The sequence below is a fragment of the Kocuria sp. UCD-OTCP genome, assembly GCF_000349605.1.
Classification (GTDB): domain Bacteria; phylum Actinomycetota; class Actinomycetes; order Actinomycetales; family Micrococcaceae; genus Kocuria; species Kocuria rosea.
On the sequence record NZ_AOSQ01000034.1, the window covers coordinates 1 to 13,744 of the forward strand.

Here is a 13,744-nt window from a genome sequence, read left to right on the forward strand (position 1 = left end):
CGCCGGTGTCCGAAAATTCCTTCGAAAAAGGAGGGAGGAGCTAGTCCAGGACCGGCAGCTCGGTGGTCTCGAAGCGCTCCAGGAAGAAGGCCGGGTTGCGCCGGTACTGGACGAGCATCATCGCGACGCCGAGCAGCAGGATGCCCACGCCCAGGAGGAACACGAGGCCCACGCCGCCGATCTGCGAGCCGGAGCCGTAGTCCGGGTCCATCGAGTCGTAGGCCGTCTGCCCGAAGAAGACGAGCAGCAGGATCCCCCCGAGCAGCGGCGCGAGGAACTTGGTGAACGCGTTCTTCGGCCCCCGGAACGCCTCGCGGCGGAAGTACCAGACGCAGGCCAGGGCGGTGACCCCGTAGTAGAAGCAGACCATCATGCCGAGGGTGGTGATGGTGTCCCAGAGGACGTTCTCGGAGACCACGCGCATCACGGCGTAGAAGCCGGCGGAGATCACGGCCGCCGCGACCGTCGCGTAGCCCGGGGTCTGGAACCGCGGGGTGACCCGGGCGAACTTCCCCGGCAGCGCGCCGTAGTAGCCCATGGCCAGCATCGTGCGGGCCGGGGAGACGAACGTGGACTGCAGGGAGGCCGCCGAGGAGGACAGCACCGCGAGGGACATCAGGATCGCGAAGGGGCCCATCACGGGCCCCGCGAGGGCCGCGAAGATGTTCTCCTGGATCTCTTCGTTGCCCATCCCCAGCCCCTGGTCGGAGACCCCGGAGAACGTGAGCACCGCGAGGGCGATGGTCATGTAGAGGGCCACGATCACGAAGATGGTGGTCAGGGCGGCCCTGCCCGGGGTGGTCGCCGAGCCCTTGGTCTCCTCGTTGATGGTGAGCACCACGTCCCAGCCCCAGTAGATGAACACGGACAGGGACACGCCCGCCGCGAACGCGGAGAAGGACTCGACGCCGAACGGGTTGAACCACTCGGCGCGCACGGTCAGCCCCTCGTAGGCGGTGCCGGCGGCCACGTGGCCGAAGGCCGCGATCGAGAACCACAGGAGCACGATCGCCTGGAACGCCACGAGCACGTACTGGAACGCCTTGGTGGTCTCCATCCCGCGGTACGAGATCCAGGCGGCCAGGGCCACGAACACGAGGCACGTGGCCACGTTGACGGGCACGTTGCGCGTCAGCTCGGCGATGGCGTCGTTGCCGGTGATCTGGGCGAGGGCGAGGTAGAGGAAGTCCACGGCCACACCGGCGAGGTTGGAGAGCACCAGGATGGTGGCGGCCAGCAGCCCCCAGCCGCCCATCCAGCCCAGCCACGGCCCGAAGGCCTTGGAGCCCCAGGTGAAGGTGGTGCCAGAGTCCGGCATGGCCCGGTTGAGCTGCTGGTAGCCGAAGGCCACGAGCAGCATGGGGATGAAGCCCACCAGGAAGATCGCCGGCAGGGAGGTGCCGACCTCCGCGGCGGTGGGGCCCAGGGCGGCGGAGAGGGTGTAGGCCGGGGCGATGCAGGAGACGCCGATGACCACGGAGCCGAGCAGCCCCACGGCGCCCTTGCTCAGGCCCTTGTCGGTGCCGGAGCGTGCCGGCGCCTCGATGTCGGAAGCGCTCATGATCAGTTCTCCTCCGTGCGGGCCGGTCGTGGGACCACGACCATCGGGACCGGGACGTGCTTGAGCAGCCGTGCTGCGGTGGTGCCCAGGAAGGTCTGCCGCCCCTGGGCGAGGCGGGACGAGCCGATGAGCAGGAGGCCGCCGGGAGCCCAGTCGACGTCCTGCGCGGCCTTCTTGAGGGTCCGCCCGGAGGCGACCCGCACGGTCACGGGCCCGGTCCGGCGGGCCTCGGCCGCTGCGGCCTCCAGGTGCTCCTCGACGCGCCGGCGGGCCTGCTCGGTGGCGCCCGGGTCCGCGGCCTCGCCCTCGAGGAACGAGAGGAGCTCCAGCTCCAGGCCGGAGCGCTCGACCGCCTCGGCGGCCTCCCGGATGACCTGGTGCGCCCCGGGGCGGGTGCCCACGGCGGCGTAGACCCGGGTCAGCGGCTCGTCCCCGGGGTAACGGCGCGGGGCGAGCGCCACGGGGACCGGCGAGCTGTGCAGCAGCGCGTTCACCACGGAACCCAGGGTGAAGCGGCCGCCGCCCGTCCCGGCGCCGACCACGATCATCGCGGCCCCCAGCTCGGTGGCGGCCTCGACCAGGCCGGTGGGCACGGATCGCGCCTCCCGCACGTGGGTGCGGGCCGTGATCCCCTCGGGCACCAGGGCGGCGGCCTCGCGCAGCCACTGGTGGGCCTGCCGGCGGAGCACGGGCGAGATGTCCCCCACCGGCGGGTAGACCTGCTGGTACGGGTCGTCCGCGCGCAGCACGAGGACGACCTCGAGCTCGGCGCCCACGTCGCGCGCGAGCGCGACGCCCAGCCGCACGGCGTCCCGGCTGCGCCGGTCGCCGCTGTAGCCGACCACGTAGCGCGGCACCCCGGCGGTGGTCATCGCTCCGCGCCCGTCAGCGAGCCGGCGCCGAGGACCTCGGCCGCGGCGAGCCGGCCCTGCCGCAGGGCGCCGTCGACGTGCTGGTAGCCCTCGGCCGCGAGGTCGGAGCAGGCCCAGCGGATCGGGCCCACCGGGGTGCGCTGGTGGGCGCCGTAGCGGTGCAGGCCGCCGAGGTCGTAGCTGGCGGCGTAGGCGCCGCGGGTCCACTCCTCGGAGCCGAAGTCGGACTCGTAGTAGACCACCGGGTGCAGGGCCTCCTCCCCCAGGTAGTGGGAGAGGGACTCGAGGATCAGCCGGCGGCGCTCCTCGGCGGGCAGGCCGAAGAGCTCGTCGGCCCGCTCGTCCGAGACGAAGCCGACCAGGGTGCCGCGCGGGTCCCCGTGGTTGGTGTTGTCGTAGACCTCCTGGGAGAGCTCGTGGGCGCCGAAGCCGGTGCCGGAGAGGCCCTTGTCCCGCCAGAAGGGCGTCTCGTAGACGGCGTGCACCTTGATCACGAGGCCCAGCGACTGGTGCTGGTGCATCTGGTGCTGCAGCCGCGGCAGGGGCGGCTCGAAGGAGATCCGGGAGTAGAGGTTGGGCGGGACGGCCACGACCACGTCCTTCGCCCGCACCGTGAGCCGGTCGGACCACACGGTCACCGGGGTGCCCGGGACGTGCTCGGCGTAGGTGCCGCCGTCACCGGCCCAGCGGATCGTGCGCACCGGGGTGTCCAGGAAGACGACGTCCTCGCCCAGCTCCGCCGCCATGGTCTCCGAGACGGACTGCATGCCGCCGACCACGCGCCGGTCGAGGATGAAGTCCTCGTCCACGAGGTTCGAGAAGGACCCGGCGGAGGCGGCCATGAGCACGGCCTGCAGCACGGAGAACGCGTGCGCGGGCTTGGTGAGCATCCCGCCGGCCACGAAGATCCCGATGTTGCTGCAGGCGGCCTCGTCGTCGGAGTGCTGCCGCAGCCAGTGGTGGAAGGAGATGGTGTCCAGCTCCCGGGCCGCCGGGTGCGCCCACGGCTCGGTGGCGCCGATCTCGGCCACGAGCCCGTCCAGGAGCGCGACGAGCTTCTCCATCTCGGCGATCGTGGATTCCCCCGCCGGGAACATCGAGCCGGTGTAGGTGTGGCGGGTCCCGTCCGGCGCCAGGTAGACGGACTCGCCCTCGCGGTAGCGCTGGTAGGTCTCCAGGCCGAGCTCGTCGACCAGCGCCAGCAGCTCGGTCTGGTCGGGGGAGATCCACTGCCCGCCGATCTCCAGGAACGCGCCGTCCACGGTCTTCGACCAGGTGCGCCCGCCCACGCGGTCGCGGGCCTCGAGGACCGCCACGGTCCGCCCGGCGGCCACGAGCGTGCGGGCGGCCATGAGCCCGGCGGGGCCGGCCCCCACGACGACGACGTCGCGCTCGATCGCGGTCTCGCTGCCCAGGGTGCGTTGATCGGTCACTGTGCTCTCCTTCACACTAAAATGAATTAGGTTCATTAAATGGGCTCCGGCCCGTGCTCGTCAAGAGCCGTCACCAACTCGTTGCACCTAGACTCAGGAGGAAGCGCCACATGCCCCGACCGCAGGAGGATCTGCTCATGGCTCCCGCCGGCCCCGCCCCTCGGCGTCGCGGTCGCCCGCGCCATCCGGTGCTCTCCGAGGAGCGGATCACGAAGGCCGCGATCAAGATCGTGGCCACCCGGGGCTACCGGCACCTGACGATGACCGAGCTCGCGCGGGAGCTGAAGGTCTCCACCTCGGCCCTGTACAACCACACGCCGTCGAAGCGCGAGGTGCTGATCCGGGTCCAGGACGCGATCAACCAGGGCATCGACTGCTCCGCCTTCGGCACCGTCCCGTGGGACCGGGCCCTCGAGAGCTGGGCGCGGTCCTACCGGGACTGCTACGCCCAGCACACGGCCATGATCCCGATCATGGCCGTCCAGCCGGTCGCCGACTCCCCGCACACCCTGCAGATGTACGAGACCGTGGCCTCCGGGCTCGCGGACGCGGGCTGGGAGCGCGCCAGCATCGTGGACGTGATCGTCTCGATCGAGTCGCTCGTCTTCGGCGCCGCGTACGACGCGACGGCGCCCGCCGACATCTTCGACCCCGGGGAGCGCGCGGACCTCGCCCCGGTGTTCGCCGCCGCCGTGCAGGCACGGCCGGCGGACGCCACCGCCGCGGCGGACGCGGCCTTCGACGCGGCCCTCACCGCCATGCTGGAGGGCTTCCGGCTGCGCCTGGCGGCCGCCCGGGACCGGGCCGGCCGGCAGGCCGGATCCGCCGGTCAGAACGGATCCGCCGGTCAGGACGGATCCGCCGGCCAGGACTGAGCCCCGGCCGCGCCGGCTCAGGCGTCCAGGGCGTGCATCACGTGCTTGACCTGGGTGTACTCCTCGACCGAGTAGAGCGAGAGGTCCTTGCCGTAGCCGGAGTCCTTGAACCCGCCGTGCGGCATCTCGGAGACCAGCATGACGTGGGTGTTGACCCAGACGCACCCGAACTCGAGCTCGCGGGAGACCCGCATGGCCGTGCCGTGGTCGGTGGTCCACACGCTCGAGGCGAGGGCGTAGTCGACGTCGTTGGCCAGCTCGAGCGCCTCCTCCTCCGTGGCGAAGGGCTGCACGGTGAGCACCGGGCCGAAGGTCTCCTCCTGGACGAGGGCGTCGTCCTGGCGCACCCCGGACACCACGGTGGGCTCGAAGAAGTAGCCGGGGGAGCCCGGCACCGGCTTCCCGCCGGTGACCACGCTCGCGTGCTCGGGCAGCTCGGCGAGCTTGCGGCACACGTCCTCGAAGTGGCGGGCGTTGTTGAGCGGGCCGTAGAAGTTCTTGGACTCGTCCGGGTCGCCCGTCACGATGTCCCGGGCGGCCGCGGCGAGCAGGCGCACGAACTCGTCGTGGGCGCTGTCCTGGACCAGGACGCGCGTCACCGCGGTGCAGTCCTGGCCGGCGTTGAAGGTGCCGAACTCCACGAGCGCCTTGGCCGCGGCGGGCAGGTCGGCGTCCGCGAAGACGACCGCGGGCGCCTTGCCGCCGAGCTCCAGGTGCCCGCGCGTCAGGTTCTGCGCTGCGGCGAGGGCCACGGCGCGGCCGGCACGGACGGACCCGGTGATCGAGACCATGGCCGGGGTCCGGTGCCCGGTCATGAGCGCTCCCGTGGAGCCGTCCCCGAGCAGCACGTTGACCACGCCGGCCGGGAAGATCCCGTCGATGAGCCGGGCCAGGACGAGGGTGGACTCAGGAGTGGTGTCGGAGGGCTTGAGGACCACCGTGTTGCCGGCGGCCAGCGCGGGGCCGAGCTTCCAGATCGCCATCAGCAGCGGGTAGTTCCACGGCGTCACCTGCGCCACGACGCCGACCGGCTCGCGCCGCACGTAGGAGGTGTGCCCGCCCAGGTACTCCGCCGCGGCCTTGCCCTCGAGGGTCCGGGCGGCGCCGGCGAAGAAGCGCAGGTTGTCGGCGCCGGCGGCGACCTCCTCGTCGGCGATCATCTGCCGCGGCTGGCCGGTGTTGCGGTGCTGGGCCTCGACGAGCTCGTCGCTGTGCGTCTCGAGCGCGTCCGCGAGCCGGAGCAGCAGGAGCTGCCGCTCGCTCGGCGTGGTGCGCTTCCAGCTCCGGAACGCCGCGCGGGCGGCGGCGAAGGCCCGGTCCACGTCCGTGGCGTCGGAGACCGGGGAGACGGCGACCGTGGTGCCGGTGGTGGGGTCGACCACGTCGATCCGGCCGGTGCCGTGGGCGTCGACGAAGACGCCGTCGACGTAGTTCTGCAGGACGTCGCTCATGGTGGTTCCTCTCTGCGGGCAAGAACGCGGTGCCTGCCACTCTAAATGATCAGCGTTCATTTTAGTAGGGTCCGGTGTGACCGGGCCCACCGACGACGACGGACCCCCGCGCCCGAGGATGCTCGGTCGCAGGGGTCCGCCGCTGCGTGGGGGTCCCGGGGGATCAGGCCTTCTGCACGGTGATCGACCACTCGGCCGCACCGCGCTTGCTGAACTGCGTGACGGGGTAGCCGTTCTCGGCCGCCCAGCGCGGGATGGCCTCGGTGCCCTGGGTGCAGTCGAAGTTGATGACGAGCTCGTCGCCGGCGGGCATCTCGGCCATCGCGGCCTTCGCCTCGACCACGGGGAACGGGCAGACGAGACCGTCGGTCTCGAGGATGTGCTGTGCCATGGGTGGTGCCTCCTGGGACTGGGGGTCGGTGGGTCAGACGCCGGCCGGGACGCGGCCCGGGGCGGCGGACGTCTTGCGGGGGGCGATGAAGAGCTTGGCGGCCGCGCCGGTGCCGAGGATCATGACGGCGAAGCTGACCCAGCCCTGCCACTCGAAGGCGGCGGTGGCGACCAGGGCGTTGCCGATGGTGCAGCCCCCGGCCCACGCCGCGCCGACGCCCATGAGGGCGCCGCCGCCGATGGAGCGGACGATGGTCTGCGCGTCGGGGACGCGGAGCTTGAACTCGCCCGAGCCCTTGGCCGCGATGAACGAGCCGATCAGGATGCCCAGGACCAGGAACACGCCCCAGTCGACGAGCTCGACGTCGCCCGTGGTCAGGTAGCCGGCGATGTTCGCGGATGGGGTGGTGATGCCGAGGCCCGACTCGCGGCCGGTGGCCCAGCTGGCGGGCCAGGCGATGATCGCGATGATGCCGATGACCACGGCGGTGGCGAACGGGTTCCAGGCCTTCTCGAACAGCAGGTGGTTCAGGCCGGTCCGCTCCGGCGGGAGCGTGGCCATCTTCATCCGCGGCTTGGTGAGGTGGTGGCGGGCCCACAGGCCGGTGACGGCGACGAGGGCCAGCACGAGCACCCACGGGGAGACGCCGAGGGTCTCGTGGATCGAGCCCTGGGTGCCGACCGTCACGCCGCGCATGGCCTCGGTGGTCCCGGCCAGCGGGCCGTACTTGGAGATGGTCGCGAACAGCGCGTAGAAGATGAGCGCGAACCAGGAGCCGACGAGTCCCTCGGAGGCGCGGTAGTAGGTGCCGGTGGCGCAGCCGCCGGCGAGGACGATGCCGAAGCCGAAGACGAAGCCGCCCACGATCGTGGCCAGCCACGGGAAGGCCGAGGCCTCGAGGGTGATGACGCCGAGGGCGTTCAGCACCCAGATGCCGACCGCCTGGACGGCGATGGCCACGAAGAAGGCGGACAGCCACCACGTGTTCTTCGCGATCCAGACGTCGCGGAACGCGCCGGTGACGCAGAAGCGGCCGCGCTGGAGGACGAACCCGAGGGCGGCGCCGATGAGAAGGCCTGAGATGAGCATCCCCGCACGTTATCCATTCCACGGCAAGCACTCCAGGGTGTCGTCATGCGCCGTAGCATAGTGATGCAGCACTCACCACTGTGTGACGCCCGAAGACCGCGCCGGCCGGCGCGGACGGGCGGGCGTCCGGACGGAGCGCAGATGAGACGACCCCGGCCCGAGACCCCCGGCCCCGGCCAGGAGTCCGTGTGGGACTACCCGAGACCGCCCCGGACCGAGCCCACCCGGGAGCACGTGGAGGTGTGGCTGGGCGGTGCGCGCATCGCCTCCACCACGGCCGCGCTGCGGGTGCTCGAGACCAGCCACCCGCCCACCTACTACCTGCCCCGCGAGGCCTTCGCCGAGGGCGCCCTGGTCCCGTGCGAGGGGAGCTCGTGGTGCGAGTGGAAGGGCGCGGCGGCGTACTTCGACGTCCGGGGCGGGGCCCGCACCGCGCCGCGGGCGGCCTGGACCTACCCCTCCCCCGCGCCGGGCTTCGAGTCCCTGCGCGGGCACGTGGCGCTGATGCCCGGGATGATGGACCGGTGCCTCGTCGCCGGGGAGCAGGTGCTCCCGCAGGAGGGCGGTTTCTACGGGGGCTGGATCACCTCGCGGGTGGTCGGTCCGTTCAAGGGCGCTCCGGGGACCCGGGGCTGGTGAGCCCCGGTCGCTCACCGGTCGGTCCGGCCGCGCCCGCGGCGGACGCGTCGGCGGCCTCCTCGGCGGTCTCCTCGTAGGGGCGCAGCCGGACGAGGGCCAGGGCCGCGAGGGCGACGACGACCGCCACGCCGACGTAGAGCTGCGTGGGGGTCCAGCCGGTGTCCAGCAGCGCGCCGACCGCGATGGGGGCGAGGATCGCCCCGGCCCGGCCGACCCCGATGCCCCAGCCCACGCCGGTGGTCCGGATGCCGGGCTCGTAGGTCATGGGCGCCACGGTGTAGAGCCCGGCGATGCAGCCGTTGATGAGCATGCCGACCACCACGCCGGAGGAGAACGCCAGCAGGGGCACGGACGTGGTGGTGATGAACAGCACGAGGGTCACCGCGGAGAGCACCGTGAAGGCCATCAGGGTCAGCCGTTCGTCCCACCTGGTGGTCAGCGCGCCGTAGAGCAGGGACCCGAAGGTGCCGCCCATCGTGAGCATGAGCCCGCCGACGATGCCCTGCTGCTCGGTCATCCCGGTCTCCACGAGGAGCCGGGGCGTCCAGGAGTTGGCGAAGTAGAAGCCGAACATGATGACGAAGAAGGCCGCCCACAGCAGGAGGGTCGCGGTGCGGTAGCGGCCGCTGAGCAGCAGGCCCACGCTGCTCCGCCGCTCGCCGGCGCCCGCCGGGACGGGGCCGAGCTCGACCTCCCCCTCGAGGCGCAGGCGACGGGCGATGCGGTCGAGCTTCTGCACGGCGCCCGCGGGCCGCCGGGTGCGGAGGTAGTCCACGGACTCGGGCAGCACTGCCAGCACGAGCGCGATCGCCACGAGGGTGAGCAGGCCGCCGGTGAGGAACACGGAGCGCCAGCCGAAGGCGGGGATCAGCTGGGTCGCGCCCATGCCGCCGAGGGTGGCGCCCACGCCGTAGCCCGCGGTGAAGATGCTCACGGCCATGCCGCGGTGGCGGGCGCTGGCGTACTCACTGGTGATCACCGTGGCGGAGGCGAGGATGCCGCCCACGCCCAGGCCGGTGACGACGCGCCACAGCCCGAGCTCGAGCACGGACCCGGCCGTGGTGGACAGGAACAGGCCGAGGGCGTTGACGGCGAGCGCCAGCACGAGGATCCTCCGCCGGCCGTACCAGTCCGCGAAGGGCCCGAGGACGAGGGAGCCCACGGCCATGCCGATGAGCCCGGCGCTGAGCAGCCAGCCCAGCTGGGAGCCGGAGAGCCCGAACTCCTCGGTCACGGAGGTGGCCGTGAACGCCATGGCGAGCACGTCGTAGCCGTCGAGGGCGTTGAGGAACGTGGTCACCGCGATGATGAGCCACTGGTACGACGACATCCTGGATGCGTCGATCTGGTGTCGGATGTCCATGGGGAGCCTCTCAGGGGACGTCGATGGTGAGGACGGCGGCCGGGCGCTCGCCGGGATCGGCCGCCGGTGCGGGGGAGACCACCCGCGAGACGCAGCAGCACATGGACGTGCCGGTCTGCTTCTGCCGGTCCGAGTAGAACACGTCGCGGTGGTCGATCCGCCCGGCCAGGCCGAGGACCTTGACCTGGCAGAGCCCGCACTCGCCCTTGCGGCAGTCGGACATCATGTCGAGTCCCTCCCGCTCGAGGGCCTCGAGCAGGGACTCGTCGGGGCCGACGACGGTCTCGGCGCCCAGCCGGGGGACGCGGACCACGAACGGCTCGGCCTCGAACCAGCCGCTGTTGCCGAAGGTCTCGTAGCGCAGGCCGGTCGGGTCCAGCCCGCGCTCGGCCCAGGCGCGGCGCACCGCGTCCATGAGCCGGATGGGGCCGCACATGTAGAGCTCGGCGCCCGCAGGCACGCCGGCCACGAGGGCCGGGACGTCGAGCGAGCCGCCCTCGTCGTCGATGTGCGCCTCGAGCCGGTCCCCGTGCAGGGCGGCCAGGTCGTCGAGGTAGGCCATGGCGGGCCGGGAGCGGGCAACGTAGACGAGGCGGTAGTCCGCGCCGAGCCGGCGCAGCAGCGCCGCCATCCCGGCGATCGCGGTGATGCCGATGCCGCCGGCCAGCAGGACGTAGGACGGGGCCCCCACGCGCAGCGGGAAGTTCTGCAGCGGCTGGGTGATCTCGAGGACCTGCCCGGGCTCGAGACCGTGCATGAAGATCGAGCCGCCGCGGGAGGTGGGGGTGCGGAAGACGCTGACGGCGAGCTGCGCGCCGTCAGCGTCGGCGTCGACCACGGAGTAGGAGCGCACCTGCTGCTCGCCGTGGACGAGGACGCGGACGTCCACGTGCTCGCCCGGCCGCACCGGGCAGGGCCGGTCGGGACGCAGGACGACGCGCCGGATGCCGGCGGCGACGTCCTCGACGGCGACGACGGCGGCGCGCTGCCAGACCTCGTGCTGGGAATCGGCCACGACCCCTCCTCAGGCCCCGGCGGGAGCGGCCGGGGCGGCGGCGGGGCGGCCCTCGGCCTCGAGCGCGCGCTCGAGGAGCCGGCGCACCCACATCCCGCCCATGTCGATGTTGAGGTTGTAGAACTCGTGCTCGGGGTTGGCGTCGATGGCCGCCTGCTGGGCCTGCAGCATGGCCTCGTCCTCCCCGAACACCCCGTGCACGCCGTTGCGCAGCTGGGTGGTGATGAGCTGGCTCTCCAGGCGGTAGTTGCGCATGAAGGCCCAGAAGTAGTGGCAGGAGCGGTCCGTCTCCGGGGTGATCGTGTTCATCACGTAGCCGTTGACCCCGCGGGAGCGGTCCCCCTCGGGCGCCCCGGTGCCGGCCTCGGCGACGCCGACGTCGATGCAGATGGTGGAGGGAAAGGTGTAATGGATGATCTGCCAGCGGTCCACCTTGCCCTCAAAGCCCGGGAACCGGTCCCGCATGTTCTTGAGCCAGAAGGGCGGGGGGTCGATGTTGCGCATCCAGCGGGTCACGGTCACGGAGCGCTCGTCGTGGGTGGTCTCGAACTCCGACTCGGACAGCTCCTCCTGGCCGATGCTGGAGGAGTGCACGAACTCCTCGTGCGTGAGGTCCATGAGGTTGTCGAGGACCAGCTGGTAGTTGCAGGGGGCGTGGATGGTCTCGCCGTCGCCGGCCCACTCGGGGCTGTCCATCTGGTGCATGTCGGGCAACAGGGCGGGGTCCGCCCGCGTGGGGTCGCCCAGCCACACCCACACGTAGCGGTGGCGCTCGAGCACCGGGTAGGACGGCACGGTGGCGGAGGGGTTCAGCGTCTCCTGGGCGGGCATCGAGGTGCACCGCCCCGCGGCGTTGTAGCGCAGCCCGTGGTACGGGCACTGGATCTCGTCGCGGCCCACGAGCCGGCCCTGGGAGAGCGGGGCGAGCCGGTGCCAGCAGGCGTCCGCCAGGGCCACGGGACGGCCGTCCTCGGTGCGGTACAGGGCCAGCGGGCGTCCCGCCACGGTGCGGGAGAGGATGCCCTTGGCGGTGATCTCGTGGTCCCACCCGGCCACGTACCAGGCGTCGAGCGGGTGGGACAGGAGCTTGGCGGTGGAGGTGGTCCTCGTGGCGGCGACGGTCATGGTGCGGTCCTCTGCTGGGCGGTCCGGGGCGAGCACGATCCACTCACTATCTCGATAGATAGTCGTGGCGCAGGACACACAATATCTATGTCCATAGTGAGTGACAAGGGTCACGGGGCCGGCTCCCGGCTAGGCTCAGCAGGACGACCCCTGCTGCGACGGAAGGAACCGCCCGTGAGCCTCCGCTCGGCCCTGCTGGCACTGCTCTCCTCGGGGCCGCTGACCGGCTACGACGTGGTCAAGCAGTTCAGCTCCTCCGTGGGCCACGTGTGGCACGCCCCCGACTCGCAGATCTACCCGGAGCTGCGCAAGATGCACGCGGAGGGGCTGCTCACGAGCCGGCCCGTCCCCTGGGGATCGCGCGGGGCCACCAAGACGGAGTACTCGATCACACCCGAGGGCGAGCGCGCCCTGCGGCAGTGGCAGGACCAGCCGCTCGGCTACGTCCGGGAGCGGGACCCCGCCCACCTGCGGGCCGCCTACTTCGAGTGGGCCTCCCCCGGCGCCGCGGCCGCGCAGCTGCACGCCCACATCGAGCACTACCGGGACCAGCGCGCGCAGGCCCTCCAGCAGATCAGGGCGCTCCAGGACCGCACGAGCCCCACGCTGGCGCGCCGGCTGGCGGCCAACCCCGAGGAGCAGTGGGAGCGGATCACCCGGTTCAAGGTCTTCGCCTACGAGGGGCAGGTGGCCCGCGCCGACCAGGAGATCGCCTGGGCCGAGCGCGGCCTGCGGCTGCTCGAGGAGCTGGGCGAGCTGGGCGGGTCCGGGGAGCCCGGCACCGCCTGAGGTCCGGCGGGCCGCCGGGTCCCGGGCCGCCCCGGTCGCGGGGTCCCGGACCGCCCGGGTCGCCGCGTGACGCACTCGCGCCGCGGCCGGCACCGTTCCGGGTCCTGTTCCCGCCCGGCGCACCGGCCGGTGCGTAGGCTGGACGGACCCCCCTGCCCCTCGGCCCCAGGACAGACCATGACCCGCTCGCCGCTGCCCCGCCCCCTCGCCCTGGCCCTGTGCGCCGCGCTCCTCCTGACCGGCTGCGCCCAGGGCGCCGGCAGCGGCTCGGCGGCGACACCGGCGGCGGACGCGTCGCCGTCGTCGGCCGCCCCCTCCCCGACCCCCGTGCCCGCGGAGCCCGCGGAGCTGATCGGCGGGGGCACCGAGGTGTTCCCCGACCGGCGGATGGTCGCCCTCTACGGCCGCCCCGGGACGCCGGCGCTGGGCGTGCTCGGGGAGCAGGGCCCCGAGGAGTCGGCCGTCCGGGCGAAGGAGCTCGCCGCCCAGTACGAGCCCTTCAGCGACGTGCCCGTGGTCCCCGCCTTCGAGATCATCGCGACCACGGCCTCCGCGGGCCCCGGCGAGGACGGGGACTACTCCGAGGAGCTCCCGGTCGAGGAGCTGCGCCCGTACGTGGAGGCCGCGGCGGAGCACGGCGTCTACGTGGTGCTGGACCTCCAGCCCGGCCGGCAGGACTTCCTGAGCCAGGCGCAGCAGTACCAGGAGCTGCTCGAGCTCCCCAACGTGGGCCTGGCCCTGGACCCGGAGTGGCGGCTGGGGCCGGACCAGGTGCACATGGTGCAGATCGGCTCGGTGGACGCCGCGGAGATCAACGCGACCACGGCGTGGCTCGCCGGCCTGACCCGGGACCACGACCTGCCGCAGAAGGTGGTGGTCCTGCACCAGTTCGCGGAGTCGATGATCACGAACCGCCACCTCGTGGACGCCTCCCGCCCGGAGCTCGCGCTGGTCCTGCACGCCGACGGCCACGGCACCCCCGAGCTGAAGACGGGCACGTGGGAGCGGCTGCAGCAGGGCCTGCCGGAGGGGATCCGGATGGCGTGGAAGAACTTCTACGACGAGGACACACCAACCTTCACACCGGAGGAGACGTCCGCGATCGAGCCGCAGCCATGGTTCGTCTCCTACCAGTGAGCCC

General features: G+C 72.4%; 13 protein-coding genes. 4 read left to right on the forward strand and 9 right to left on the reverse strand.

Features of this window, described 5'->3' with window-relative positions; all coding sequences use genetic code 11:
• Positions 1-40: 40 nt before the first annotated feature.
• From H488_RS30465 to H488_RS30475, 3 genes are read right to left on the reverse strand one after another with little or no spacing between them, the layout of a single operon-like run.
• Complete coding sequence (locus H488_RS30465) at positions 41-1,561, reverse strand: APC family permease (protein ID WP_017833992.1); 1,521 nt, start codon at positions 1,559-1,561, stop codon at positions 41-43.
• A gap of 2 nt (positions 1,562-1,563) precedes the next feature.
• On the reverse strand, positions 1,564-2,433 hold the full coding sequence (locus tag H488_RS30470; protein ID WP_017833993.1) for a universal stress protein: 870 nt from the start codon (positions 2,431-2,433) through the stop codon (positions 1,564-1,566).
• A complete protein-coding gene (locus tag H488_RS30475; protein WP_017833994.1) occupies positions 2,430-3,866 on the reverse strand; it encodes a flavin monoamine oxidase family protein in 1,437 nt (478 codons plus the stop codon). Before H488_RS30475 ends, H488_RS30470 begins: the two co-directional genes overlap by 4 nt.
• 110 nt (positions 3,867-3,976) lie before the next feature.
• On the opposite strand from H488_RS30475, the gene H488_RS30480 reads away from it, so the two are divergent.
• A complete protein-coding gene (locus H488_RS30480) occupies positions 3,977-4,741 on the forward strand; it encodes a TetR/AcrR family transcriptional regulator (RefSeq protein WP_237740453.1) in 765 nt (254 codons plus the stop codon).
• A 17-nt stretch (positions 4,742-4,758) separates the two neighbouring features.
• Here the strand turns inward: H488_RS30480 and H488_RS30485 are convergent, their stop codons facing one another.
• The 3 genes from H488_RS30485 to H488_RS30495 all read right to left on the reverse strand — a co-directional run bounded on the left by H488_RS30485 (position 4,759) and on the right by H488_RS30495 (position 7,672).
• A complete protein-coding gene (locus H488_RS30485; protein ID WP_017833996.1) occupies positions 4,759-6,192 on the reverse strand; it encodes an aminobutyraldehyde dehydrogenase in 1,434 nt (477 codons plus the stop codon).
• 163 nt (positions 6,193-6,355) lie between these two features.
• Positions 6,356-6,583 carry a sulfurtransferase TusA family protein gene (locus tag H488_RS37990; protein ID WP_017833997.1) on the reverse strand — a complete coding sequence of 76 codons (228 nt, stop codon included), beginning with the start codon at positions 6,581-6,583 and terminating at the stop codon, positions 6,356-6,358.
• A gap of 33 nt (positions 6,584-6,616) precedes the next feature.
• Positions 6,617-7,672, reverse strand: coding sequence for a YeeE/YedE family protein (locus H488_RS30495; RefSeq protein ID WP_017833998.1), 1,056 nt, complete (start codon positions 7,670-7,672; stop codon positions 6,617-6,619).
• A 141-nt stretch (positions 7,673-7,813) separates the two neighbouring features.
• On the opposite strand from H488_RS30495, the gene H488_RS30500 reads away from it, so the two are divergent.
• A complete protein-coding gene (locus H488_RS30500) occupies positions 7,814-8,311 on the forward strand; it encodes a DUF427 domain-containing protein (RefSeq protein ID WP_017833999.1) in 498 nt (165 codons plus the stop codon).
• Here the strand turns inward: H488_RS30500 and H488_RS30505 are convergent.
• From H488_RS30505 to H488_RS30515, 3 genes are read right to left on the reverse strand one after another with little or no spacing between them, the layout of a single operon-like run.
• Complete coding sequence (locus tag H488_RS30505) at positions 8,280-9,674, reverse strand: MFS transporter (RefSeq protein ID WP_051063796.1); 1,395 nt, start codon at positions 9,672-9,674, stop codon at positions 8,280-8,282. The two genes, H488_RS30500 and H488_RS30505, sit on opposite strands and share 32 nt — an antisense overlap.
• A 10-nt stretch (positions 9,675-9,684) precedes the next feature.
• A complete protein-coding gene (locus H488_RS30510) occupies positions 9,685-10,689 on the reverse strand; it encodes a PDR/VanB family oxidoreductase (protein WP_017834001.1) in 1,005 nt (334 codons plus the stop codon).
• A gap of 9 nt (positions 10,690-10,698) precedes the next feature.
• Positions 10,699-11,814, reverse strand: a complete 1,116-nt coding sequence (locus H488_RS30515) for an aromatic ring-hydroxylating dioxygenase subunit alpha (RefSeq protein WP_017834002.1) — start codon at positions 11,812-11,814, stop codon at positions 10,699-10,701.
• 174 nt (positions 11,815-11,988) lie between these two features.
• On the opposite strand from H488_RS30515, the gene H488_RS30520 reads away from it, so the two are divergent.
• Positions 11,989-12,603, forward strand: coding sequence for a PadR family transcriptional regulator (locus H488_RS30520; protein WP_017834003.1), 615 nt, complete (start codon positions 11,989-11,991; stop codon positions 12,601-12,603).
• 177 nt (positions 12,604-12,780) lie between these two features.
• Entirely contained in the window at positions 12,781-13,740 is a 960-nt protein-coding gene (locus H488_RS30525; protein WP_017834004.1) for a hypothetical protein, read from the forward strand.
• Positions 13,741-13,744 lie beyond the last annotated feature (4 nt).

Excerpts from the sequence above, each read along its gene's own strand:
- H488_RS30465 (WP_017833992.1), bottom strand. The coding sequence starts at position 1,561 with ATGAGCGCTTCCGACATCGAGGCGCCGGCACGCTCCGGCACCGACAAG.
- H488_RS30470 (WP_017833993.1), bottom strand. The coding sequence starts at position 2,433 with ATGACCACCGCCGGGGTGCCGCGCTACGTGGTCGGCTACAGCGGCGAC.
- H488_RS30480 (WP_237740453.1), top strand. The coding sequence starts at position 3,977 with ATGCCCCGACCGCAGGAGGATCTGCTCATGGCTCCCGCCGGCCCCGCC.
- H488_RS30485 (WP_017833996.1), bottom strand. The coding sequence starts at position 6,192 with ATGAGCGACGTCCTGCAGAACTACGTCGACGGCGTCTTCGTCGACGCC.
- H488_RS37990 (WP_017833997.1), bottom strand. The coding sequence starts at position 6,583 with ATGGCACAGCACATCCTCGAGACCGACGGTCTCGTCTGCCCGTTCCCC.
- H488_RS30495 (WP_017833998.1), bottom strand. The coding sequence starts at position 7,672 with ATGCTCATCTCAGGCCTTCTCATCGGCGCCGCCCTCGGGTTCGTCCTC.
- H488_RS30500 (WP_017833999.1), top strand. The coding sequence starts at position 7,814 with ATGAGACGACCCCGGCCCGAGACCCCCGGCCCCGGCCAGGAGTCCGTG.
- H488_RS30505 (WP_051063796.1), bottom strand. The coding sequence starts at position 9,674 with ATGGACATCCGACACCAGATCGACGCATCCAGGATGTCGTCGTACCAG.
- H488_RS30515 (WP_017834002.1), bottom strand. The coding sequence starts at position 11,814 with ATGACCGTCGCCGCCACGAGGACCACCTCCACCGCCAAGCTCCTGTCC.
- H488_RS30525 (WP_017834004.1), top strand. The coding sequence starts at position 12,781 with ATGACCCGCTCGCCGCTGCCCCGCCCCCTCGCCCTGGCCCTGTGCGCC.